Source organism: Wolbachia endosymbiont (group B) of Limnophora tigrina (assembly GCF_964263235.1).
Classification (GTDB): Bacteria; Pseudomonadota; Alphaproteobacteria; order Rickettsiales; family Anaplasmataceae; genus Wolbachia.
Window position 1 is genome coordinate 608,045 of record NZ_OZ181655.1, and the last position, 24,664, is coordinate 632,708.

At 34.0% G+C, this 24,664-nt stretch carries 21 protein-coding genes and 3 pseudogenes; 8 read left to right on the top strand and 16 right to left on the bottom strand.

Features of this window, described 5'->3' with window-relative positions; genetic code table 11:
- Window positions 1-49: 49 nt before the first annotated feature.
- From ACE38O_RS03045 to ACE38O_RS03060, 4 genes and pseudogenes are all read left to right on the top strand, one after another.
- Window positions 50-553, top strand: coding sequence for a protein-disulfide reductase DsbD domain-containing protein (locus tag ACE38O_RS03045; RefSeq protein ID WP_374699051.1), 504 nt, complete (start codon window positions 50-52; stop codon window positions 551-553).
- Between the two features lie 262 nt (window positions 554-815).
- Window positions 816-2,153, top strand: coding sequence for an alanine:cation symporter family protein (locus ACE38O_RS03050; protein ID WP_374699052.1), 1,338 nt, complete (start codon window positions 816-818; stop codon window positions 2,151-2,153).
- A gap of 2,692 nt (window positions 2,154-4,845) precedes the next feature.
- Window positions 4,846-5,427 (top strand): annotated as a pseudogene (locus ACE38O_RS06095) (hypothetical protein); the annotation flags it as partial.
- A gap of 80 nt (window positions 5,428-5,507) precedes the next feature.
- Window positions 5,508-6,596 (top strand): annotated as a pseudogene (locus ACE38O_RS03060) (IS481 family transposase).
- 207 nt (window positions 6,597-6,803) lie between these two features.
- Here the strand turns inward: ACE38O_RS03060 and gmk are convergent.
- The 4 genes from gmk to ychF all read right to left on the bottom strand — a co-directional run bounded on the left by gmk (window position 6,804) and on the right by ychF (window position 11,601).
- Complete coding sequence (gene gmk, locus ACE38O_RS03065; protein ID WP_264329131.1) at window positions 6,804-7,412, bottom strand: guanylate kinase; 609 nt, start codon at window positions 7,410-7,412, stop codon at window positions 6,804-6,806.
- Entirely contained in the window at window positions 7,396-9,201 is a 1,806-nt protein-coding gene (locus tag ACE38O_RS03070) for a pentapeptide repeat-containing protein (protein ID WP_374699071.1), read from the bottom strand. Before ACE38O_RS03070 ends, gmk begins: the two co-directional genes overlap by 17 nt.
- Window positions 9,194-10,399, bottom strand: a complete 1,206-nt coding sequence (locus tag ACE38O_RS03075; RefSeq protein WP_374698190.1) for an ankyrin repeat domain-containing protein — start codon at window positions 10,397-10,399, stop codon at window positions 9,194-9,196. The genes ACE38O_RS03070 and ACE38O_RS03075 overlap by 8 nt, the downstream gene beginning before the upstream one ends.
- Before the next feature lie 107 nt (window positions 10,400-10,506).
- The gene (gene ychF / locus ACE38O_RS03080) at window positions 10,507-11,601 is read right to left on the bottom strand and encodes a redox-regulated ATPase YchF (RefSeq protein WP_374698191.1); all 1,095 of its coding nucleotides are present in this window, start codon (window positions 11,599-11,601) and stop codon (window positions 10,507-10,509) included.
- A gap of 146 nt (window positions 11,602-11,747) precedes the next feature.
- Here ychF and ACE38O_RS03085 point away from each other — a divergent pair, with 146 nt between their 5' ends.
- Together ACE38O_RS03085 and ACE38O_RS03090 are read left to right on the top strand one after the other, a co-directional pair.
- Entirely contained in the window at window positions 11,748-12,869 is a 1,122-nt protein-coding gene (locus ACE38O_RS03085; RefSeq protein ID WP_374698192.1) for a hypothetical protein, read from the top strand.
- 82 nt (window positions 12,870-12,951) lie between these two features.
- On the top strand, window positions 12,952-14,124 hold the full coding sequence (locus ACE38O_RS03090; protein ID WP_374698193.1) for a CCA tRNA nucleotidyltransferase: 1,173 nt from the start codon (window positions 12,952-12,954) through the stop codon (window positions 14,122-14,124).
- On the opposite strand, the gene ACE38O_RS03095 is transcribed toward ACE38O_RS03090, so the two are convergent.
- From ACE38O_RS03095 to ACE38O_RS03150, 12 genes and pseudogenes are all read right to left on the bottom strand, one after another.
- Window positions 14,121-14,381 carry a hypothetical protein gene (locus tag ACE38O_RS03095; protein WP_410541997.1) on the bottom strand — a complete coding sequence of 87 codons (261 nt, stop codon included), beginning with the start codon at window positions 14,379-14,381 and terminating at the stop codon, window positions 14,121-14,123. The genes ACE38O_RS03090 and ACE38O_RS03095 overlap by 4 nt on opposite strands.
- Window positions 14,382-14,407: 26 nt before the next feature.
- Window positions 14,408-14,638 (bottom strand): hypothetical protein, encoded by a 231-nt coding sequence (locus ACE38O_RS03100; RefSeq protein WP_265031254.1) that lies wholly within the window; start codon window positions 14,636-14,638, stop codon window positions 14,408-14,410.
- A gap of 38 nt (window positions 14,639-14,676) precedes the next feature.
- Window positions 14,677-15,765, bottom strand: a pseudogene (locus ACE38O_RS03105) (IS481 family transposase).
- Window positions 15,766-15,830: 65 nt separating this feature from the next.
- Window positions 15,831-16,757: an SGNH/GDSL hydrolase family protein gene (locus tag ACE38O_RS03110; protein WP_374698195.1), complete on the bottom strand. Its 927-nt coding sequence runs from the start codon at window positions 16,755-16,757 to the stop codon at window positions 15,831-15,833.
- 207 nt (window positions 16,758-16,964) lie between these two features.
- Window positions 16,965-18,917, bottom strand: a complete 1,953-nt coding sequence (rpoD, locus tag ACE38O_RS03115; protein WP_374698196.1) for an RNA polymerase sigma factor RpoD — start codon at window positions 18,915-18,917, stop codon at window positions 16,965-16,967.
- A 123-nt stretch (window positions 18,918-19,040) separates the two neighbouring features.
- Window positions 19,041-19,367 carry a cation:proton antiporter subunit C gene (locus tag ACE38O_RS03120; protein WP_374698197.1) on the bottom strand — a complete coding sequence of 109 codons (327 nt, stop codon included), beginning with the start codon at window positions 19,365-19,367 and terminating at the stop codon, window positions 19,041-19,043.
- On the bottom strand, window positions 19,364-19,783 hold the full coding sequence (locus ACE38O_RS03125) for a Na(+)/H(+) antiporter subunit B (protein ID WP_374698198.1): 420 nt from the start codon (window positions 19,781-19,783) through the stop codon (window positions 19,364-19,366). Before ACE38O_RS03125 ends, ACE38O_RS03120 begins: the two co-directional genes overlap by 4 nt.
- On the bottom strand, window positions 19,776-20,303 hold the full coding sequence (locus tag ACE38O_RS03130; protein WP_264328929.1) for a DUF4040 domain-containing protein: 528 nt from the start codon (window positions 20,301-20,303) through the stop codon (window positions 19,776-19,778). The genes ACE38O_RS03125 and ACE38O_RS03130 overlap by 8 nt, the downstream gene beginning before the upstream one ends.
- A 1-nt stretch (window position 20,304) precedes the next feature.
- Window positions 20,305-20,592 carry a monovalent cation/H(+) antiporter subunit G gene (gene mnhG, locus ACE38O_RS03135; RefSeq protein ID WP_096617042.1) on the bottom strand — a complete coding sequence of 96 codons (288 nt, stop codon included), beginning with the start codon at window positions 20,590-20,592 and terminating at the stop codon, window positions 20,305-20,307.
- Window positions 20,593-20,598: 6 nt separating this feature from the next.
- Window positions 20,599-20,844, bottom strand: coding sequence for a monovalent cation/H+ antiporter complex subunit F (locus tag ACE38O_RS03140; protein ID WP_164224944.1), 246 nt, complete (start codon window positions 20,842-20,844; stop codon window positions 20,599-20,601).
- Window positions 20,845-20,872: 28 nt separating this feature from the next.
- Window positions 20,873-21,280: a DNA-directed RNA polymerase subunit omega gene (rpoZ, locus tag ACE38O_RS03145; protein WP_374698199.1), complete on the bottom strand. Its 408-nt coding sequence runs from the start codon at window positions 21,278-21,280 to the stop codon at window positions 20,873-20,875.
- Between the two features lie 60 nt (window positions 21,281-21,340).
- A complete protein-coding gene (locus ACE38O_RS03150) occupies window positions 21,341-21,637 on the bottom strand; it encodes a helix-turn-helix domain-containing protein (protein ID WP_010081926.1) in 297 nt (98 codons plus the stop codon).
- A 435-nt stretch (window positions 21,638-22,072) separates the two neighbouring features.
- Here ACE38O_RS03150 and purE point away from each other — a divergent pair, with 435 nt between their 5' ends.
- Window positions 22,073-22,564 (top strand): 5-(carboxyamino)imidazole ribonucleotide mutase, encoded by a 492-nt coding sequence (purE, locus tag ACE38O_RS03155; RefSeq protein WP_374698200.1) that lies wholly within the window; start codon window positions 22,073-22,075, stop codon window positions 22,562-22,564.
- 7 nt (window positions 22,565-22,571) lie between these two features.
- Entirely contained in the window at window positions 22,572-24,431 is a 1,860-nt protein-coding gene (mutL, locus tag ACE38O_RS03160) for a DNA mismatch repair endonuclease MutL (RefSeq protein ID WP_374698201.1), read from the top strand.
- Window positions 24,432-24,664: the final 233 nt, after the last annotated feature.

Here is a 24,664-nt window from a genome sequence, read left to right on the forward strand (position 1 = left end):
ACACTTAAAATCTAAATTGCTTTCTCTATAAAAGGAGAAATTTGCCTTAATGAAAATACATATATATTTAATATTGTTTTTATTTTTTTCTTGCACTCAACTTCATGCTGACGAAGAAGTTGCAAAATTTGATTTACTTATTGGTGAGATAAATGAAGCAAACCTCACTCTTAAAGGTGCAATAAAGGTTACAGTAGAACCAGGCTGGCACATATATTATAAAGATCCTGGAGATTTCGGTCTTCCCACTTCTTTTGATTGTAAGGGTAACACATTAAACATAGATATTTACTGGCCTACTCCAAAGGAACATAGAGATAAAGTAGGAAGAGAGATATTTATCAGTAACGTATATAAGGATATGGTATTATTTCCCTTTAAGATGAATGTGTTTTCAAATCAAGGGTATATTGACCTTAACTTCCATATAAATTATGCGATATGTAAAGATAGGTGCATCCCTAAAAATGTTGAGATAAAAACCAGGCAACCACTAAAGGATTTTATAGATTCTGATATCAATAAACTTATAAATGAGTGGTATGAAAAATAGAGTTCTCATGGGGTAGGTGTCATTCCAGTGCATGACACTGGAATCTCATTTACTTTTTTGTTCACTATGTGAGGAACTTGGGCCTACAAGTATATAAACATAATGGTTTCGCATAAAAAATTTAGATCCCCGTGTCACGCACTGGGATGACAAGAAAGGAGCGCTAGGATGACAGGAACGAAGTCATACGAACTCTAATAGAAAATAGGTTAGGTATTTTCAATTTTTGTTGTATACTTAAATAAAAATCTCACTTTTACAGATGGGTACAGTAAAGTTTGTTTTATTACTGCCAACAATATTACTCATGCTAGTTGCTGGTGTTTACCTATCGGTTAAACTAAAATGGCTACAGATATTTAGATTGCCGTACGCCCTTTCACTCATTGGAGTTAAAAGAGGGGAAAATAAATTTTCTTCTATAGCCGCCCTGTTTACAATCTTAGGGGGAAATTTAGGAGTAGGAAACATTTCAGGAACTGCTGTTGCTCTAAAAACTGGAGGACCGGGCTCTATTTTATGGATGGCAATAATTATTGTTATCACTTCTGTGATAAAATATGTCACTTGTTATCTAAGTATAAAAACCAAAAAGGAAAAGAACGGACGGTTTATAGGTGGCCCTGTAGCCTACATGGCTGATGCATTTAATTCTAGAAAAGCTACAATTGTGTTTCTGGTTGTTATGATGATGGTTTCAATAACAGTTGGTAACCTTGTTCAGGTAAATTCTCTATCAATACCACTTAACATGATAGATGTGCCTGTAGTCATTGGTGGCATTGTAATGGCCATAATATTTTTTGTTGTTGCAGTTCTCAGCTTAAAAAAAATTAAAATTTTTATATCGGCTATGATACCAATAATGACGGTAAGTTACCTCATACTTTGCGGTATCATATTATTTAAGTTTAGTGAAAATATCCTTCCTTCTCTAAAATTAATAACAAGCAGTTTTTTTACAACTAGTAGCTTTAACTCTGGTTTATCTCTAGGTTTGATTTTAGAAATGTTGACTATTATTCAAGTCGGAACTTTGCGAGGTATTTTTGCAACAGATATAGGGCTTGGCCTCGAAGGGATTGTGCACTCTTCAATTGTTCCTAAGAAAAACAATAATAAATTTATCATTGAACAGAGCCTAATCACAATAATATCGCCTTTTATAGTTGCATTCATAGTGTTTATTACAACAATGGTACTGCTTGTCACAGATTCTTGGATCACTGATTTAGAGAGCACTAACATGTGCATATTTGCTTTTAGAAAAGCTATGAATTGGCCCTATATTGACTATTTAATTATGGCCATAATGTTTTGTTTTGCCTTTACTACTATTTTTACTTGGTTTTTTTGCTCAAAACAGACAATACGCTATGTGTCTATGGATAATAAATACACTAAAATCTGGATTGTAATTTTTACCATGATCATTCCGCTTGGTGCGATAGGTAAAGTTCAATTGCTATGGAACATTGCTGATATTTCGATCGCTGCTTTGTTGTTTATCAACATACTGGCTATACTCAAGCTAACCTCTCAAGATCCAGAAGTGTTTACTATGAGCAGCAGATATTTGAAGTTGCAAAAGCAGCGCTAAAGCAATTTAGGCTATGCAGCTTGTTGTGATATAAGAGCCCAAGAAGGGTGTCATCCCAGTGCTCAGACACTGGGATCCAGGAATCTTGATTGGCACTAAGTTAGTGAGCATAAAAGTATTATGTTAAAACACAACATTTTTGATGAAGTTTGTGAAAGGCTGGATTCCAGTGTCAAGCACTGGAATGACAACTTAAATTGTTTGATATTACCATAAAATAGCTTGTGTCATCACGTTAGCAATACAACCTCCTTTAATAAAAATTCAACCAATGCCCGTGATAATTATATTAGCTAGTATTAGCTAGAACTAAAGGCAGAGGGTTATTAGTGAGGGGTATATGAACACTAACGATACACAACAAAAACACAGCTATCATGAGTTTATTGAAAATTTTTCGTTTTTATTCAAAGAGATAAAAAAAGATGAAAATCTTCTATCTCTGCTTGGTGAGGTAAAAGAAGAGGATAAATCAATTTACAATGCCGTGGCTGGTTTTAACACAGTAAAGTTTTTAACAGAACACGCCGACTGGAATTGGGACAAAGATGAAAACAAAAATAAAGCTTATGAAGTTATTCCTCCAGAGTGGGACAAGATAAAGAAAACCGAACAAAAGCTTGAAAGTGAAGTTAAAAAAAGGTTGAAAGATTACATTGACGATGGTGTTACAGCAGTGTCAATATACGGTAATCACGCAAGTATTACGCTGGGAGATGACAAAAAAGAGTTTAAAATCAGTGAATTTTTAAATAGTGATTTTTGTGAGAAGAATGGAATCTCGGGGTTTTCAACATTGCATAGTGATGGAAAGGGCGGAATGCACGGTTTTGTTGCCGAGGAAGAAGGGAAAAAAATAAGACATTATGTCGTAACCGATGGTTCATATGAGATGACTCTGAAGTGGTATGGTGAGAAAGGAGAAGAATACAAGATCAAAATTAATATTAAAGCTGACGGTGTAGAATTTATTGAAGGTAATATTACTAAAGAGCAGTTACAAACAGATCCATCAAAAGCGAATAACGATGTAAAAATATGTGGTTTATTCTTGCATCAAATACAATTCAGGGAAAAAGGAAAAGTGAATGAGGTGCAACATGACGGAAAAGACAATCAAGTCCTTAACAAATCATCTGAAATCGCAATAAAAAGTAACAGTAGAGATATTGAGCAAGAGGTCAAAAAACCTGTTCAAAAACACCAAGCTACTCATATGAATCGAGAAATTGGGTCTCAGACCCCTCCGCTGCCACCACTTAGAACTAGTTCACTTCCACCTAAAGAAAATGTTGTCAATGAGCAAGGGAGGAATGCCTCTGCCAAGCCTGTGAGCCAAGATGGTGGGCAAAGAGATAAACAGAATAATCCAACACCTAATAATCAGCAAAAAGGTGCAACTTCTGATCCTTCGGACAGTTCTACTTTCACCAAGTCTGTAAGCCACAATCAAGATAATAGGCAAGAAGATGAACGGTATGACAATCCTACATTTGGACATGCTGTACCTGAAAGCCAAAAACCAGATAGAAGTGAGCAAACACCTAATAATCAGCAACAACCTGAAACCCAGCAACAAGAAGAAAAGAGTGAACAGGAGCCTAAAGGAGGGAAGTTAAATTACAAAAAAGGTGAATCGTCTAGTGAACCTGAAGCTGACGGAAAAAGTGAATTAAGCTCTAACACAGCTGATGTAGCACAAAAAAGATTCTTAGAGGACGTTTTAGAAAAAATAGAGAAAGGTAGCCAATATGACCCTATACGGAATTGGTTAAAAGATAAAATTGAAGGTAAAGAAAATAATCAAAATCTCGATGCTCTAGAGAAAAAATTATCCCCAAAAAGTGACCAAAGTGATGTTGTAGAGACAAGAGAGAACAATAATGGCAGACCTCAATTTGCCAATCCAGCTGATCAAGTGATGAGCCAGTTAAAAGATGTATTGGAAAAACCAGATAAAGAACTAAAAGAGCCAGCACGACAAGTTACTGAAGAAAATATTCCTAAAGATCTATTCTCAGAGAACGTTTTAGAAAAAATAAAAGAAGAGAAACCGATATACAAGTGGCTAAAGGATAAAATTGAAGGTAAAGAAAATAATCAAAATCTGGATGCACTAGAGGGAAAACTATCCAAAAAATATGGTCAAGGTAATATTATAGAAAAAGGAGAGAACGATGACGGCAAACCTCTATCTCCAGTTAGCACTGAGAGAAATAAGGAGAGTTTGATAGATGTTGAACAAGGTAGTGACGCTCGATCACAGAAAAGCTCTTGCAGGAGTGGACAAGAGCCTGAAGAAGAAAGGTTAAATTACCAAAACGTACGTGAAGCATTAGAAAGTTGGAAGGAAAAACGGCCAAAGAAATACGAAATTAACGAAGATGTTAAAGAGACTAGTTTTAATACACCAGAAAAAATTCAGTCTGAATTGCAAAAAGACGATTTAGCAGATGTAAAAACAGTGGAAAGTCCAACTGTTAGTGTCTCTGCTTCAACACCAAATAGTATAAGTGATTCAGGCTATATATCTCCAACTAATAATAATAGTAAATCTCAAACAGATTTAAAACAGGTAGGAAGGAAATTAGAAGAACATATTAGACAAAGTAATCTAACTCTATTTGCAGAACTTAAAAATACATTAGGTCAAGAAAATCTCGGGTTAAAACCAGCTGATCAGAGTCAGATTAGTGAAGAAACTAAAAAACGCTTGAGAGAAGATGGATTGCTAAAAGACAGTTCAACAGATGTAAAAACAAATGATTCGGGCTATTCATCTCCAACTCATGCCAATCATGAACAATCTCAAGTAAATCCTGGACAGTTAAAAGCGAGCCTAATGAATGTTGAACAAAAAGATGACACTCTACTTACGGAATTTACCAGTAAGTTGGATAAAGAAACTCAGAAGTTCCCACTAAAACCGTTGGATCAGAAAGAAATGAGCGAACAAACCAAAGAACATTTATTAGCAGCCGGATTGTTAAAAGACAGTTCAACAGACATAAAAACAGTGGCAGAACAAGAAAACAATGACACTAATTCAATTGTAGATAAAAATAGTAATCTATATAAATTACTAGAGAAAGATGAAGCACAACTGAAAATTGGAGTAATAGAAGAAGAAAGAAAAGATACTTTAACGGAACACACTGATAGTTATGATCGCAATAGAATTGCATTAGGTAACAGAAATAAAAGGCCACTGGATTGGGCTAAACGTATTGCTGAGTCACAAGAAAAAGATACTAATAAAAGTATTTTAATGTAAATTGAGGTGTATTAAATAGGACTTGATCTGACACTTAAAATAAGTAAGTTATAAAATAATAAAAGAAAGGAGTGTTAGAAATGAGTACAATACAAACAAAAATACTAAAACCAAAGCTAGGGTTATTAGAGCTAGCAAAACAACTAGGAAATGTATCTCAAGCATGCAAAGTGATGGGATACTCAAGAGATACATTTTATCGGTTTAAGGAGTTATATGAAAATGGAGGAGAGGAAGCATTACATGAAATAAGTAAGAAAAAACCGCTATTAGCGAACAGAGTTTCCGACGATATAGAAAGAGCAGTGATTGGTATAGCAACAGAATTTCCAGCATATGGGCAAGAAAGAGCTGCAAATGAACTGAGAAAAAGAGGTATAATAATTTCTCAGGGAGGAGTAAGGTCTGTATGGCTAAGAAATGACCTTGAAACTCTCAAAAAGAGACTTAAAGCGCTAGAGACAAAAGTAGCTTAAGAAGGAATCATTTTAACTGAAGAACAACTTACAGCTTTAGAAAAAGTTAAAGAACAAAGGGAAGCTCATGGTGAAATTGAGACACAACATCCAGGTTATTTGGGTTCTCAAGATACCTATTATGTGGGCAATATCAAAGGTATAGGGCTAATTTATCAGCAGACTTTTGTTGATACTTATTCGAGAGTTGCAATGGTTAAACTTTACACGGACAGAACAGCTATTACAGCTGCAGACCTCCTCAACGATAGAGTTATTCCATTTTTTGATGAGCAGAAAATTCCATTATTACGCATTCTAACTGATAGGGGTACAGAGTATTGTGGCAAGCCAGAAAATCACGCTTATCAGTTATATTTGGGAATCGAAAATATCGATCATTCTAGAACCAAAGCCAACTCTCCACAAACCAATGGCATATGTGAAAGATTTCATAGAACCATGCAAGATGAGTGTTACAATATTATCTTTAGAAAGAAAATCTACAATTCTTTGGAAGATCTACAGATTGATGTTGATTATTGGTTGCGTTCTTATAATGAGACAAGGCCTCACTCGGGTAAGTATTGCTATGGCAAAACACCTATGCAAACGTTTTTTGATAGTAAATATATTGCTTTTCAGAAAAACATTAGTAGCATTAAACAAGAGCCTGATATTAGTTTTGACTACCTCAATTCTTCTGTCAGTTAATTCTTGTCTGTCACATTAAATCTTGTCTTTTACAGCTAAACTGACTTACGACAATTTGAAAAACCGTCATTCCGCTATTCGTTAGCGCCGCGGCGGTATGACGGTCCGCTACGTGTTAGCGGAATCTATGCTGAGATACCGCGAATGAATCGCGGCATGCGGTGGTATAGCTATAGGATAAGAAACTATAGCTGCAGATCGATGCTTTTATAAATCTTCCAGACTTGGTTTTTCTTTTAGTTTTTTAAGTCTTTCTTTATTTAGTATGGAGCTTATCTCTTCTACACTTTTATCAATATCATCATTGATTATTACATAATCATATTTATCACGTTTGCTTATCTCTTTTTGAGCTTCGGCTAATCTGCGCTCTATTTCGCTTGCATCATCACTATTACGCTTTTGCAAACGCAACCTAAGCTCTTCCATTGAAGGGGGAAGTATAAAAACACTCACAACTTTTTTTCTCATGAGCTTGAATAAGTGAAATGCTCCTTGCCAGTCTATGCTTAGTAAAACGCTTATTCCACTGCTCAGGTTTTGCTCTATAAAATCTCTTGGTATACCATAAAAATTCTCAAAAACTTTGGCGTATTCAAGCATCTGACCAGCTTCGCATAACTCGTGAAATTTTTCTTCGGTAACGAAAAAATAGTCTTTTCCATTTATTTCGCCGGGGCGAGGCTTGCGCGTAGTCGTAGAAACAGACCTAACTAAATTAGTTGATCGCTCAAGTAATTTTGCTGATATAGTAGTTTTTCCAGCTCCAGAAGGGGAGGATAGAACCAATAATACGCCCTCACTTTTTACGGTCATTTTTCTTTGCATTTTTTAACATGGTGCTTTTTTGATCAGAGTTTAAAAAGCTAGAACCTTCTAAATTAGAATTTGATAAGTTGGTGCCAATGAGAGAAGAGTTATCAAAGACAGTATAGCGCAAATCGGTTTTTTCAAGATTTGCCTTATTCAAATTAACGTTTACAAACTTTGCTCTACTCAATGTTGAATTAGAAAAATCAGCATTTTCTAAATCCATATTCTTAAATTCAAAGTAAGAATAATTTACATTAAATTTTTCACCCTGTGATATTTTTTCTTGTAAATCTTTAACTGAAGTTATAGCATTTTCTAAACCTGTAAGTTTCTTCTGCCCTTTATTGTCAATCAAAATTGAATTATCAAATTTACAACCTGTTAAATGAACATTAGCAACTGAACTTTTATATATGCTTGAAGAGTGAAAAGACATATCACTAATTGTTGAATTACTTAAATTGCTAAGAAAAAAGCTAGTTTTCCTAAAAGCATTATCGTGAAACAAAGAAGATCTGAAATCGCTTTCAATAAAATTTGAATTAGTTACTTTTAAATTGGACCAGCTCGAATTATCAGCTAATGAATTAAAGAATGTTGAGTTTTCTATTTCACTGGAATCAATGTTATGGCGAGAAAGTATGCTGTTATAAACTTGAGAGTCTCGAATTTTTATCTTATACATCGAAGTTGTAGAAAGGTCTGAATCTTCTATCTTTGCGGAGGTAAATAGTGAATGGTCAAAAAATGAGCCATTCATGTCGGAGTTTGCAACTTTAGTATTATGAAACTTTCCGTGACGGATGTCAGCATTAGAGGCATTAACTTGATGCAGTTCACTAAAACTAAAATCAATATTGGATAAATCAGCATCCTGAAGACTTGCTCCAGAAACATATACATGTTTTATCTTGGAACCATTTAGTATAGATTGAACAAAACTTGAATTATCGTCATTCACATAGGAAATTTGTGTATTGCTTAAATTAGCTTCGTCGAAGTTGCTGTTAATTATGATAGAAGAATTAAGGCAGGCATCGGAAAGATTGCTACCTGTAAAGTCTGATTCTTTTAACTCTGCACCATATATGTTAGCATTTTTTAATGAAGAAAATTGTATCTTTAATTTATATGCATCCACTACAAAGAAACTTGCATTATCAAGGTTATTTTTCTGCATAACAGTATCGTTTATTTCACTATCATTAAAATTTACGTAGCTAACATTCGAGTTTGATAAGTTGGAGAGATTCATTTTCACATTCGAGAAATTAGTATGCAAACCAATTACGTTGTGCATACTTACTTTTTTGAGATCGGAACTGATAAAATCAGCATAACTAACATTAGACTGATCAAATACGATATCTGTTAAATTTGCAGAAACAAATTTTGTAAAACTCAAATTTGCACCTTTTATTTTAATGCCATGTAAATTAGCATTGGAGAAGTTAGCACCACGTAAATCAACATCGATAAAAGACACGTCGGATAAATCGGTGTTAGAAAAATCAGCACCAATCAGACTTACTCCATCAAAAACAGATTTACTTAGGTACAATTGGCTAAAATTAGCTCCATTTAAGTTAGAACCAAAACCTTTCTTAAAATCTTCTGGCACGCCCTCTTTGTGGCACTGCACCAAAAATTCAGCAAAGTCTTTTTTACTGTAAGATACGTATTTTGCATCATGTAGAGCGTTTAAAAAATCACTAATCTGATTTTTTTCATCATTTGTTTCGTTTCCATAACATAAATGACCAACTAAAATTAATATCAAAAATCTAATCATCTTGCTTATCGCACTGCGACTCATTGTTTTCTTTCTTTTTCACAGCCCAATCGTACATTGCTGAGCTTTCTTTATTGTCTATTTTTCTATCCTCCAAAAGGTGTGGCATCATTTCGGCAATCGCATTTATTATATTGATCTGCTTTTTTTCGATTGCTATATCAATTGGGGATTGAAAATTATTATTAACTACTCTAAGATCAGCGCCTTGTAATAAGAGAAAGCGCACTATGTCTACCTCACCTTGTTTAACTGAATAAATGAGAGGAGTATCACCCAATTTATTTCTAAACCTTAGTATCTCTTGAGTTGTTAATCCAATTTTTTCTAGCTTACTTATTATTCCTCTTAAGCAAGGTAAGTTATTTTTCTTAATACAGTAAAAAAATTGCTTACTGTAATCATCAATAAATACAGTTGTAGGAAGATGCTCATTAAGGCTATCATATTGTCGTTTATATATTGACTTGCTTTGTATATCTTTATGACCCCATTCTTTTATTGGTTCTCTGTTTAGCTTTGTCCATTTTTGTAAATTTTTCTTTTTCTCTTGCTTGCTTTCTTCGTCTTTTTTAGTAATAGGTTTTACTCTATTGCGGTCCTTAGAATTATTGTTTGTTTCTTTCACTTTTTTTTCTTCAAACTGATTCTCTACTTTTTCTTTTTTTCCCTCTAATAATTGACTCGCATCACTTTTTGAAAGTTCATTATCTTTTATATCAATCTTCTGATCAGCTTGTAGATTTTTTTGCGGGTCAGTTGTATTCTCATTTAAATCAGCACTTAAAGGCAAAGGCTCTGGTTTCAAATCTTTATTCACTTCTTTATTGGCCACATTTGGTAAATTTCGAGCAAATTCGCCTGTACTTTCTTCTAGCTGGTCATTTGGCAAATCTTTATCAATCCTTTCACCTTCACTTATAGTTTTTTCAACCACAGAAGCTTTATTCTCGTTGTGTTGCAGCTTCTCTTTATCGGTTACTCTTTTGCTCTCAGCCTCTTGTGTTTGTTTAGCATCGACGTTGCTTTTCAACTCATCTTTTTGATTTGTGCTGCTCAGTAAATCTTGCTTCCTTACACCTACATTTTCGTTTTTATGAACTGATTCAATTTTCTTTTCTTCAAATTGCTCTACAGCAAATAGGCTCAGTGATCCAAATACAACAACTAATAATACAAAGTATAAAATACTCTTCATAAATATTCCAAGCATAAGCTTAATTAAGATGATACTATAATCAAATGATTAATCTACAGTAAAAAATGCCTTAGGATTTTATTTATAAAAAACCAAAGGATAAATTACTACACATTAAACCTAAAGTGCATTATATCACCATCTTGCACGATATAATCTCTGCCTTCAAAGCGAATTTTTCCTGCGTCTTTGCAAGCTGATTCACTTCCATACTTTATGTAGTCTGCAAAGCTTATAGTTTCTGCTTTTATGAAGCCTTTCTCAAAATCAGTGTGGATTACACCTGCTGCCTTATCAGCTGTTGATCCTATTTTTACTGGCCATGCTCGTGCTTCTTTGGGGCCCACAGTAAAGAAAGTTATCATACTCAGCACTTCATACATAATACGCGCTACTCCATCAAGGCCTGATTCTTGTAAGCCAAATTCTGACAAGAAACTCTGTTTTTCCTCTTCACTATCAAGATTTGCAATATCTGCTTCAAGTTTTGCTGAAATGCAATAAAATTTGCTTTTATTTTCCTCCGCCATTCTCTCTACCTTTTGAGATAATTCATTGCCAGTTATAACATTTGTATCTTCAACATTGCAAACGTACATAACGGGCTTTGTTGTCAGCAATTGAAGCGACTTCATTTCGGCTTCGTCCATGTTTTCCAAACTTCTTGCAGGTTTACCGAGTTTTAAAGTAGCTAATACCTCTTGCATTAATTCAAGTTGTCTCTTTAGCTCTTTATCACCTTGTTTTGCTTTCTTTTCCAATTGAGGAAGCCTTTTTTCTATGCTATCAATATCAGCTAGGATTAATTCCATTTCCACCACTTCAGCATCTGATATTGGATCTATTTTACTGTGTACATGGCTGATATCGTCATCCGTAAAGCACCTGAGCAGATGCACGATGGCATCAACTTCTCTGATATGACTCAAAAATTTGTTTCCGAGCCCTTCACCTTTGCTCGCGCCTTTTACGAGGCCTGCAATATCTACAACTTCTAATTGGTTATAGATTGTCTTCTCTGAACCGGCAATTGCTGCGATTTGTTTCAAACGCTGATCTTTTATCGAAATCTTGCCTATATTTGGCTCAATTGTGCAGAAAGGATAATTTGCAGCTTCGGCTGCACTTGACTCTGTAAGTGCATTAAATAAAGTTGATTTTCCTATGTTTGGTAACCCAATTATACCACAGTTAAAGCTCATATTTGCTATTTAAAGCCATAATTATTGCACAATTTAAGAATTTCTGCTATACTTAATTAGTTACTTATTGACAGTTTTGTTGGTATAGTAATATATAGCTTAAATTGTTGGTATAGTAATATATAGCTTAAATTAAGGTAAAAACTATGCTTCAATCTAGGGAACAGAAATTACCAACTAATAGCCAAGTAGTTAAGTATAATACTGCGGGCGATGGCAATTGTTTTTTTCATGCTGTGTTTGGTGATAATAGCTCTGGTCGATATAAAGCTGAAAGAGCGCAAGATATGAGAATGGAATGGCACAAATTTTTAAGTCAATTTACATCTTTAGATGATGTAAGTATGCCAGCTCCTTTAAGAGCTCAGCTAGAAAAGGTTTTTAATATGTTTCTAAACAAGCCAGGGGATTTAACTGGTAAGTCTGATAAAATAGAGAAGTTGGTTGAGCAAACAAACAGGAAAATTGAAAATGCTGAAGATAATGTGAAGAGGTTAGTAAGTAAAGCTATTAGCAAACTTAATGTATTGCATAATCAAGCTATGCTTAATTTAAAAGAATATGCTGAGGCTCTTAATGGCCATGGTGAAGATGAGTACGGTGCTCAATATAACAGTGAATTTATTACACATTCATTCCTTAATAACTCTGAACTCTACCAAGCCTATCTAGAAGCAATAGAAAGTAAAAGTTATTTTCCTTTCATTGAAGAAGTTCAGATATTAGCTTCTTTAGCTAATATTGAAATTAATGTCCATTGTGAAGTTAGCGGTAGAGAGAAGCAACAAAAGTTTGAGCCAGATCCACAAATGATAAATAATGATGATGATCAGTTAAATCAGGTATTTAATCGTGAGAGTTATAAATTAAATGACGAGTTATGGGGTAGTAAAGAGCGAGAAACAATATATCTTGGAGGGAATCATTACTCTAGAGCTGAAATTGTAACTCAAGAATTAATAAGACAGCAGCAAGAACAAGAAGATTTCCTATTAGCAAAAAAACTGCAGTTAGATGAGATCTTAGAATATTGTAACGTTTCAAAAGACAACCCTAAGAGAGCAGAGGTTGAGAAGAGATTTGATGAGTTATTGACAGAAAATGCTGATGGAAAAATTTGTGATGTTATAGAACAGTGCGTTAGTGATATAAAGCAGCGCATAGAGCGCTCTGAAGAGCAAAACCCTTCAAGTTTACTAAGTTCAAGATGTGGTACGGAATCGATGGCAGAACAACCATTTCATCCACAACAAATACTTGTAAAATAAATTTTCATAGCCCTGTATATTTTTATATAGGGCTTTTGCAAGCATTTCATATAATATGAACTTGCAGTACGTACTAACCTAAATGCAAGTTGACCATGAAACTAGTTTAATCATCGATGCCATAGAGAAATCTGGTGGTGAGGCAAGGCTTGTCGGCGGGTGTGTGAGAGACTCAATTTTGCAGCGCGATGTCCATGATATTGATCTCGCTACCAATTTGCTTCCTGATCAGGTGATGAAAGCGCTAAAACTCCGTAATATAAAAACTATTCCAACTGGCTTAAAACATGGGACTATAACTGCGATCTTAAATCAGAGGTCTTTTGAAATTACAACACTAAGGCATGATGTGAAATGTGATGGCAGGCATGCGAAAGTAGAATTTACTAATAATTGGCAAGAGGATGCTTCAAGGCGTGACTTTACATTTAACGCTCTATATGCAGATAAGCATGGCCATATATATGATTACTTTGGTGGTATCGAGAACTTAAAAGCGCAAAGGTTAAACTTTATAGGCAACGCTGAAGATAGAATTAAAGAAGACTATCTACGTATTTTAAGAGCATTTCGTTTTCATGCAAAAATATGTGTCGGAGATTTGAGTGATGAAATACTAAGCGTATGCAAAAAGCATTCGCACAAGATTTACAACCTATCTGGAGAGAGAATAAGAGATGAAATACTTAAATTGCTGGAGTGCAATGATCCTTTTCCAACACTTAAGAGCATGCAAGAATCTGATGTTTTGCAAAAGATTATCCCAAAAGAAGTAAAATGCGAAATTCTGTCTTCGTCAATTCTTTTCGGCACTGATGCACTAGTAAAATTAGCGTTACTCCTTAGGACCACCAAAAATGACAGGCTAAGTCTTGGAGAATATGTAAGTAAGTTTCTACGTCTTTCAAACAAGCAAAAGAAAAAGCTGTTATTTTTATTATCCAACGATATCAAAACAGAACTCTCAGAAAAAGAGCAAAAAAAATACATATCTTTATTTGGTAGAGAATTATATCGTGATTTAGTAAAAATTTGTGGTGTTGAGTCTGGAGAAAATATTGATAAATACATTTCGTTTGCTAATACATTCAATATTCCAAAATTTCCTTTATCTGGTGATGATTTAATAAGTATAGGTCACCAACCAGGAAAAAGTTTAGGTAGAAATTTGGAATTGCTAAGACAACATTGGGAAGACAGCTCCTACACTTTAACAAAAGAGGAGCTGGTGCTTTATGCTAAGAGCCTACTTTAACTATTTTCTGGCGGTTTGATGTATGCTTGTGCAATATAGGAGGAATGTATCTGTTCAGATGCATGGCTAATGTACAAATATTGAAACAAAAATTCCAGTGCCCCTGTGATGTCATTCCAGTGCTTGACACTGGAATCCAGCTTTTGATCGAAAATGTTGTATAGTACACAATCAAATTTTCTGGATCCCAGTGTCTGGGCACTGGGATGACACCCTTTTGGATGGAAACCAGTGTCACGCACTGAAATGACACCCATTTATTCCTATAGTTGTCTTTTCTCGTCTACCTTATTTTGCCACTCTGCTGAACAGATACGGAGGAATTTATCAAGGAATTAGGTATGCCTTTTATCCTGTTAGTGGTTTTTGAAACTGTGCCCATACAACTCTCTGCATCTGGCTTTTGAACCTTTGTTTGTCCTTTTTGAACATTCCCATTTCTTGACTTTTCTTTCGCATTTTGTTGTCCATGTTCAGTTGTTGAACTTTCAATCTGTTGATTTTTTAATTTCAAATTTTGTAAAAGACAAGATTTAATGTGACAGACAAGAATTAACTGACAGAAGAATTGAGGTAGTCAAAACTAATATCAGGCTCTTGTTTAATGCTACTAATGTTTTTCTGAAAAGCAATATATTTACTATCAAAAAACGTTTGCATAGGTGTTTTGCCATAGCAATACTTACCCGAGTGAGGCCTTGTCTCATTATAAGAACGCAACCAATAATCAACATCAATCTGTAGATCTTCCAAAGAATTGTAGATTTTCTTTCTAAAGATAATATTGTAACACTCATCTTGCATGGTTCTATGAAATCTTTCACATATGCCATTGGTTTGTGGAGAGTTGGCTTTGGTTCTAGAATGATCGATATTTTCGATTCCCAAATATAACTGATAAGCGTGATTTTCTGGCTTGCCACAATACTCTGTACCCCTATCAGTTAGAATGCGTAATAATGGAATTTTCTGCTCATCAAAAAATGGAATAACTCTATCGTTGAGGAGGTCTGCAGCTGTAATAGCTGTTCTGTCCGTGTAAAGTTTAACCATTGCAACTCTCGAATAAGTATCAACAAAAGTCTGCTGATAAATTAGCCCTATACCTTTGATATTGCCCACATAATAGGTATCTTGAGAACCCAAATAACCTGGATGTTGTGTCTCAATTTCACCATGAGCTTCCCTTTGTTCTTTAACTTTTTCTAAAGCTGTAAGTTGTTCTTCAGTTAAAATGATTCCTTCTTAAGCTACTTTTGTCTCTAGCGCTTTAAGTCTCTTTTTGAGAGTTTCAAGGTCATTTCTTAGCCATACAGACCTTACTCCTCCCTGAGAAATTATTATACCTCTTTTTCTCAGTTCATTTGCAGCTCTTTCTTGCCCATATGCTGGAAATTCTGTTGCTATACCAATCACTGCTCTTTCTATATCGTCGGAAACTCTGTTCGCTAATAGCGGTTTTTTCTTACTTATTTCATGTAATGCTTCCTCTCCTCCATTTTCATATAACTCCTTAAACCGATAAAATGTATCTCTTGAGTATCCCATCACTTTGCATGCTTGAGATACATTTCCTAGTTGTTTTGCTAGCTCTAATAACCCTAGCTTTGGTTTTAGTATTTTTGTTTGTATTGTACTCATTTCTAACACTCCTTTCTTTTATTATTTTATAACTTACTTATTTTAAGTGTCAGATCAAGTCCTATTTAATACAAATCAAAAAAGAAATAATCCTTTAGTGTTTCTTCGCTACACCCAGGGTTATAGTGAACGTCAAGTTCCCCTTTAAATATCAACTTTAAGAGTATTTTTATATTTTCTTTAAATCTCCCAATTTGGTCTGCAATGTTCGATGTGCAGGCATCTTGACAATTTAAACCTTTGCTCTTGTATTCGCTAAGCATACTTTTCATTTTAGAGTTAAGATCAAATGCTTTTATTTCAAGATTTGTACTTTTCTTCATATAATCTAAGCCTTTAGCCAATTTTGCATTGAAACTCTCTGTGAGCTTCGTAGCTAGTTCCCTTGCTTCTTCATCTCTATTAAAAGCTGGTATTGAGCCAACTTCAGGTGCGTTTGCAACAACTACATGCTTAACACCATGTTCATTTAGAACCTTAAGTGCATTACATATTTCACTCACTGCTTGTTCCAACACTTCTTTCGCTTTAGTATCGTCATAAGCAGTGGCAACCATAACATCATTTCCGCCGATTATGATGCAAAATAAATCTTCTTTACCTATATCTGGATGATGTTTAATTACCGCATCTAGCTGGTTAGCTAAACGAAATTTATTGAAGAAATAAGAAAAAATAGGGTCAAAAATTTCAGACGCTGTTGCACATGAAACTGCATAGTTTTGACCTTGCTGTTCGTGGCATCTACCAAAAAATGAATAACTCCACCCAGGTTTAAATTCGTCTAAATCTAAATATTTTGCTACATATTCAACAGCAGTAGGGCCATTGCTAAAAGATCCTCCTTGATAAAAAGGGTCATCAAACTTTACGCTTTTTGCAAAGGATAAGTTATTTAAAATTCCAATGATTGCGCCATTATCGGATAAACTATCACCCAGAACATAAAAATTTCTATACTTTGAATTAGAATTGTCATTTTTGTTTGTCATAATATTTACCGTAGATTAGCATGTTGTTTCACTAGATTCATAAAAAAAAATAGCGGTGCAACTTTTTTACAACCCCCATTTTAAACTTTATTGTGCATTTCCTTCATATCATACCTTTTTGAAAAAACGTTTTATTTTAAAAACGCTCTGACTTTTTCTCCACTTTTTCCGGGCAAAATCAGCTTCTTCTTAACTTGACACGTATACTTAAAAGAACCCTCTAAGTTTTCTAGCGCGGCTTGGATGTTTCAACTTGCGCAGTGCTTTTGCCTCTATTTGCCTAATTCTCTCACGTGTTACATTAAAAATTTTTCCTACTTCTTCTAAGGTATGCTCCTTCCCATCTTTACCAAGGCCAAAACGCATTCTTAGAATTCTTTCTTCCTTTGGTGTTAAAGTTGCAAGAACATTGGTTGTAATGCTACGCAAGTCAGCAAGTATTGCAGCATCCTCTGGTCTGGAGACTCGCTTATCTTCTATACAATCACCGAAGGTACTACTATCATCCTTTCCTGTTGGAGCTTCAAGACTTACTGGGTCCCTTGCTATTTTCATAACTTTGCGTATTCTTTCCAGTGGCATTGTCAGTTCTACACTTAATTCCTCTAACGTCGGCTCTCTTCCCATCTCATGAGTCATTTTTCTTAATGCTCTGTTGATTTTACTGATAATTTCCACCATATGAACTGGTATTCTAACTACTTTAGACTGCTCAGGTATTGCCCTAGTGATTGATTGTCTTACCCACCAAGTGCCATAAGTTGAAAATTTATATCCACGTTTGTAATCAAACTTATCCACGGCCTTCATAAGACCAATATTGCCTTCTTGTATCAAATCAAGCAGATCAAGGCCTCTTTTTGAATACTTTTTAGCGATGGAAACTACTAGCCTTAAGTTAGCCTTAATCATCTCTTGCTTTGCTCCAGAAACTTCTCGTTCGTGTTTTTGTATTCTCCTGATTAGCTCCTTAAATTCTTGCACGTTATCTTCCTGTATATGCTGCTTAATACCGCTTAAGGTACTAGCTATATGTTCAGAGTTATCGTCTATAAACCTTAAAAATTTGTTTTTTAATTCACCTGTAAAAGAGGACTGATTTTCATTGATCTTTAAAAGACTTATCTTTTTCAATTCGTGCTTTAAAAGCACGTCATCATAAACTTTATAGAAACTTTCTCTATCGATATCGTATGTTCTAGCCTTGGAAATAAGATTGGCTTCTTCAAGTGTGATAGATCTATTTACGTTATAAAGTTCTCGTGTAATTTTGGCAATAGCAGCATCACTTAACTTAATTTGTAATGCTATAGACCATATTTGACTATATAAATTCTCTAGTTCATCAGAGGAATCTTTAGAATTTTTTCTTAATACCAATGCTTCATTTGTTAAAGTAATTATCTCATCCAATGCAACTATGACCTTTGGCAATAAGTCACTTTCCATTTCAAGAATAGAAACATTTAAATTCGCTGAATTTATATCTTCATTATCACTGTCTTTCTCATCATCAATTTTTTTACTGTCTTTCTCATCATTACTACAGTACTCATCATCTTCAGCATCTCCAGAAACATCCTCAGAATTCTCAACATCTTCAGCACTTTCTTCACTCTCTTCTTTGGGTATCACATTAAAATCAGAGTTATAAATTGCATCCAAATCTATAATTTCTCTCAGTAAGAGAGTTCCACTACTTAAATCATCACGCCATACTTTTATCATCTTTGATGTTACTGGTGTTTCAATTATTGCACGTAACATGTTATGCTTTTCAGATTCAATTTTTTTTGCTATCTCGATTTCATCTGCCCTTGACAAAAGCTTTACAGAGCTCATGTCTTGTAAATAAATCCTCACTGGATCATCATTTTGTACTAAAGTTGCAGTAACATTTGGCAATGTGTCATCATCATCAAGTTTACTATGATCACTGTTGGAAGTAGCATCTTCTTCATCTTCGCTATTTTCAAGTACGCTAATTCCAGAGTCTTGCAATAAAGATATAGTATCATCTATAAAGTCAGATGAAAAATTTTCATCTGATAATTTATCATTTATATCATCAAAGGTGATAAAGCCACCCTTTTTTATACTTTTAGTTACAAGATCTCTGATAATTCTTTTTTTATCTTCCGCATCATTAATAGTTGACATCATTACCTTTATAGTTTAAAGTTTTATTTCTTATTAACAAATAAACTCACAATGAGCAAGCCTATAATTTTATTTTTAACTTGTGGCTATTTGTTACTTCATATAGTTTAAGATACTGTTAATTTATGAACACTTGTCTTGATCAATTGTTCCATACTTTTCTTCCATTTTTACTGCTATGGACAATCCAACTGAAAATGTTGCAATTCCAACCACTATAGCAGTAAGCATTAAAACATGAGGTATAGGATTGCTATATGAATAAAAATTTGAAACCAATATAGGAGGCAAAGAATTTTTTATATATCCTAGAGATATGTAAAATAACAAAACAGATGCTTGGAAGACGCTTACCCCTATCATTTTCTTGATTAAATTTTTATCGTTTATAATAATATATAAACCTAGCACCATTAATACAATAATAATCATATAATTATATAAAGTCATTGTTTTTTTCTACGAGCAAAATTCATATATATAATTAACATAGAGGAGCAGACAGTAAATGCTACACCTAATTCCACCAAAAAAATACCCAATTTTTGACCGGTTCTATTATTGGCTGACAAGATATCATAAGATAAAAAATTTTGGTCAAGTAAAGTTGTTGCAACGCCCGTTCCTCCATAAATTAAAATACCTAACACGTTAGTCAATCTAATCACAGAATAAGGTATTGCTTTTAGAGTTGTAGATACACCAAATAGCATTGAATATAATATTATCCCGGAGGCAATAATTATTCCTGCTTGAAAACCTCCACCCGGAGTGTAATCACCGTGAAATTGTATGTATAAACCAAATAAAATGATAAAAGGTATCATCAAAAATGTTACTGCATTTAATATCGGATCTTTAATCATTTTCTTTTTCTTCTTTTAATATCAACGTTATACAAAGCGCAGCAGTAAAAACTACTATAGTTTCTCCAAACGTGTCATAACCACGAAAGCTTGCCAAAACAGCTGTCACTATATTAGGAATACCGGTAGCTTTTTCGGTATTTTCCACATAATAAGGAGCAACATGCAAGTGGATCGGAGCATTGTGGCTGCCAAAATCTGGCAATTGAATCATAAAATATGACAAACATACAGCCAGAAATAACATAAAAAAAAGCGTTATAGGGTTATGAGATAGATTTACTTTATGATTCTTTATCAAGGAGAGTGCTGCAAACGTAAAAATCGTACTGAGCCCCGCACCAACAGAAGCTTCAGTAATTGCAACATCAGGTGCATTCATAATTAAGTATATAAGCGCAATAAGTGAACTAAATACACACATTAGAACAGCACTTACGACTAAATGTCGCGAGAAGACTATAAAAACCGTAACTGTTAGTAACAACAAAAGTAGCACTACATTTAATATTTCTAACACCTTAACCTTCTTTAACAGTTTTTTTCTTAACTTTATAATAAGTGCGCGCTAAAATATAGCCATTAGTTGAGCTAGCTACCCATATTATAAGAATTAACAATATTATTTTAACAGTATTGATTGAAAATCCATTCTGCAAAGCAAAACCAATTAACAATAGCGTTGCACCGCTAGAATCTGTAATACCTGCTGCATGTAACCTAGTATAGAAATCAGGAAATCTAATTACTCCCACACTTGAAATGATTACTGAACAAATGCCTAAAAATATAAGAACGGATCCTATCATAAATTATTAAAACAACATTAATCTCATTAGTGCTATAGTTGATATAAAGCTAACGCTAGCATACAACAATGCTATATCAATTAAAAAAAAATTATTCAGAATGATTGATATTGCTGTTATGAGTACAACTACTTGCGTTGAGAAATTATTGAACGCTAAAACCTTATTGTACACATCACTTGACTTAGACACTATGCGGCACAACATTACACTCATACAGAACAACAGTGTATAGATAGCAATGTGAAGCATTTAAAGACTATGTAACTTCTGTAGATTTCTAAACGGATACTTCTTCATCGCCATCTTGATCATTTATTTCATCATTTATTTCACCATCCACTTCATAATCTTGGCTTTCTTGACTTACATCAAGATCTGTGTTATCAGAAAAATTTAATAAATTCGCTAGCTTACTTGTATTACTGCTGTAAACATTATTCATATTTCCTTTCATGTACTCCTTGCATCTACCTACCAAAAGGTTAAATAGCTCATGAGTATCCACCTGTTTTTCTGCTATTTCATATAAGGAAACTATGGTGTTTTTATGGTCTTTAAACTGAACTGTTTGAACTGGATTACTTGCTCCTGTATTTAAATCATGTGTTCTTTGACTTGCCAATAGAACCAATTTGAAACGGTTACTTACCTGTTCTGTACACTTTTCTACAATAGACTCAGCCATAAGATACTACCTTAATAAGTTTTATACTATATCACAAAAAACAAGTTGTCAACTTTGTATCTATTGCGATTCAACTTCATGTTTTACTTTTTCTGCCTCAGATTTTATTTCTTGGCTTTCTGTCATCGTGATTGTTATTTCATGATCAAGTTTTTTTAGAAATCCTAACAATCGCTCTAAAGAAAAACCATCTATTTTACCATTTTTAATTTGTGATACCTTTGGCTGATCAATACCAAGTTTCTCAGCTGCAAAAGCCTGAGTCCAAGCATTTTTTTCTATAATTTTATTTATTATATAAAGCAACTTTGTTTTTATTCCTGCACTGTCTAAGTTATTTAACGATATTATTTCCATAATTCTTACACTCACATATCAATTAACTTTATTAAAGATTATAACATAATATTTAATATACCAAGATATTAATATCATATAACTTGTCAATAATTATATGATATCAAATTTAAAACTTTAAGTTGATTGTATATTAATATTTCAATCAAATTTCTAGTAATTTTAAATTACCATTTTACCATCAGCCTATCTGAAAAAATCATTTACAGAAAGAACAAGCTAAAATTACAAAGCTTGAAATACAAAAATAATTATTTTATAAATTTATCTTACATAAGAAGTTTATATCTCTATATCTTAACATAGATATTTATTTAAATTTTTAAAATTTCTATTTTAACGAGAATTCTATATATTATATTTATAATATAACTTAAATATTTGTTGCTTTTTAGCTGGAACACTATTTAGTTAGTAAGTAAAATTGTGTTGAATATGACAAAAATAAAAAAAGATGTTGCTGTTATTATGGGAAGTGAGTCAGATTACACCACTATGGTCCATACCGTCGATATGCTAAAAGCATTAGAAGTTTCACATGACATATTCATAATATCTGCACATAGAACACCAGAAAGGCTCTTCAATTTTGCTAAATCTGTACAAGAAGAAGGTTTTAAGGTTATTATAGCTGGTGCAGGAGGTGCAGCTCATTTACCTGGTATGGTTGCGTCATTAACTTGTTTACCAGTTATCGGCGTTCCTGTGCATAGTAAACAATTAAATGGGCTGGACAGTCTACTCTCTATAGTTCAAATGCCAAAGGGTGTTCCAGTTGCAACCATGTCTATAGGAGAAAATGGAGCATATAATGCTGCCATTACCGCCGTATCTATATTGTCAATTTCCAACAGTGAAATTGCAGGTAGGTTAAAAAAGTGGAGAGAGAGACAGACCAAAGAAGTAAAAGAAAAACCAGTTTCATAATAAATCTATGGCAATAATTCTTTTAGACACAAAAACCATAAACCGTATAGCAGCGGGGGAGGTGATAGAAAGGCCAGCAAGTGTAGTAAAGGAATTAGTGGAAAATGCAATAGATGCTGGAAGTTTAGAAATAGAGATCAAAATAGAAAGTGGTGGGCGTAACCTTATTATTGTGACAGATGATGGTAACGGAGTAGAAAAAAACGATTTAGAACTTGCGTTTATGCGCCATGCTACTTCAAAATTGAGCGATAGTGAGTTGATAGAAATCAAGCATCTTGGCTTTAGAGGAGAAGCTCTGCCTTCAATTGCAGCAGTAAGTAGGATAAAATTATCGTCTAAAGCAAGCGGAGCAAGTGAAGCATGGTCTATAAGTTATGAGGGTGGAGAAAAGATGAGGGAGCTTATTCCCTACTCTTTATCACAAGGGACACATATTGAAGTACGAGATTTGTTTTTCGCTACCCCAAATAGACTAAAATTTCTAAAAACCGAAAGAGCAGAAACTCAAAGCATTGTTGATATTGTAAACAACCTAGCAATGATTAACTATCATATAGGGTTTACTCTCACTTCAGGTAATAAAAAGCTCTTAAAATATGCTAAGCAGACTTCGTTATTTCATAGATTGTGTGAAGTAGAAGAAGAATTTCAGGGCAATTCTTTGGAGGTCAATGAAGAAGAAGACGGCATCAAACTTACGGGACACATCTGTAAGCCAACCATCAATCGTGGTAAGTCAACTCAGATCTATACATTTGTTAATGGAAGGCCAATTAAAGATAATTTACTTATTGGTGCGGTTAGGTATGCATATCATGATTTTATTCCAAGCGATAGGTATCCTTTTGCAGCGTTACATTTAGAGATACCTTATGATCAAGTAGATGTAAATGTGCATCCAAATAAGTCAGAAGTAAGGTTTCAGAATAAGAAGCTCATATATGAGATAGTGAGAAGAGGATTAATCAAAGCGTTGTCAAGAAGGATAGGCACCTTTGATGTCATTTCAGCTAGTGACCAGAAAACTACTAATACAATAGAGGGTTTTTTGAAAGGTTCATTATCAGATTCTTTTGATAAATCTGATGTTCAAAATGAATTTTATGAAAGAAGGCCAAGTCCTTTTGAAAATCAACTAATAAAAGAATTTGCTTCTCCAAATGAAAAAGCAAAAGGCTTATCAGAACAGTCAAAATCGTTTGATTATACCGGCATACAGAAATCCCCATCACAAGCGGAAATTATGGTTCTAGAAAAAAAGGTGTTAGAGCAAGTTGATTTGATAGAGAGCCACCCGCTCGGGTTTGCACGCTGTCAGGTCTATAATACTTACATTATTGCTGAGATAAGAGACAAATTGATTATAGTTGATCAGCATGCAGCCCACGAGAGATTAGTATATGAATGCCTAAAACAAAAATCAAGTATAAAAAGACAAAAACTACTTCTTCCTGAAACGGTTGAAATCAAAAATCAAGCTGGAATGGAGATGATTGAAATCTATAAAGATAAGTTATTTGAAATGGGTTTTGATATTGAAATCAAATCAGAGAATAAAGTGATAGTAAAAGAAATCCCTGCAATTTTGGGAGCAATAGATGTGAAAGAGATGCTAATTAATATAGTGGGTAGATTAACGGAAATAGAAGATACATTGCCAGTAGAAGACAAAGTGAACAAGATATTGGCTACTATCGCTTGTCATGGATCAATTAGAGCGGGTAGAAAAATGAGGTTAGAGGAGATGAATGAGCTGCTGAGACAAATGGAAAAAACACCATATTCCGGACAATGCAACCACGGAAGACCAACTTATATAGAAATGAAATTGAGTGATATTGAAAAACTTTTTGAGCGCAGATAATGAGGTTACCATAAATATGTAAGTCTCGTCATCCAAGTAGCTCATAGAAACGGATTAAACAAAAAAACTTGCTTGACAAACTCCGCCAGCCCCCTTATCATGAAACTGAAGGTATTCAGTTATCTTCATCTGTGCAGATTAAACAGCAAGAAAACAACGTAGTTGGCGTCTTATTTTTAATTTTTGGCACTATGTGCACCTTATGTCTTCACAACATTTCTGGGTTTTTACCT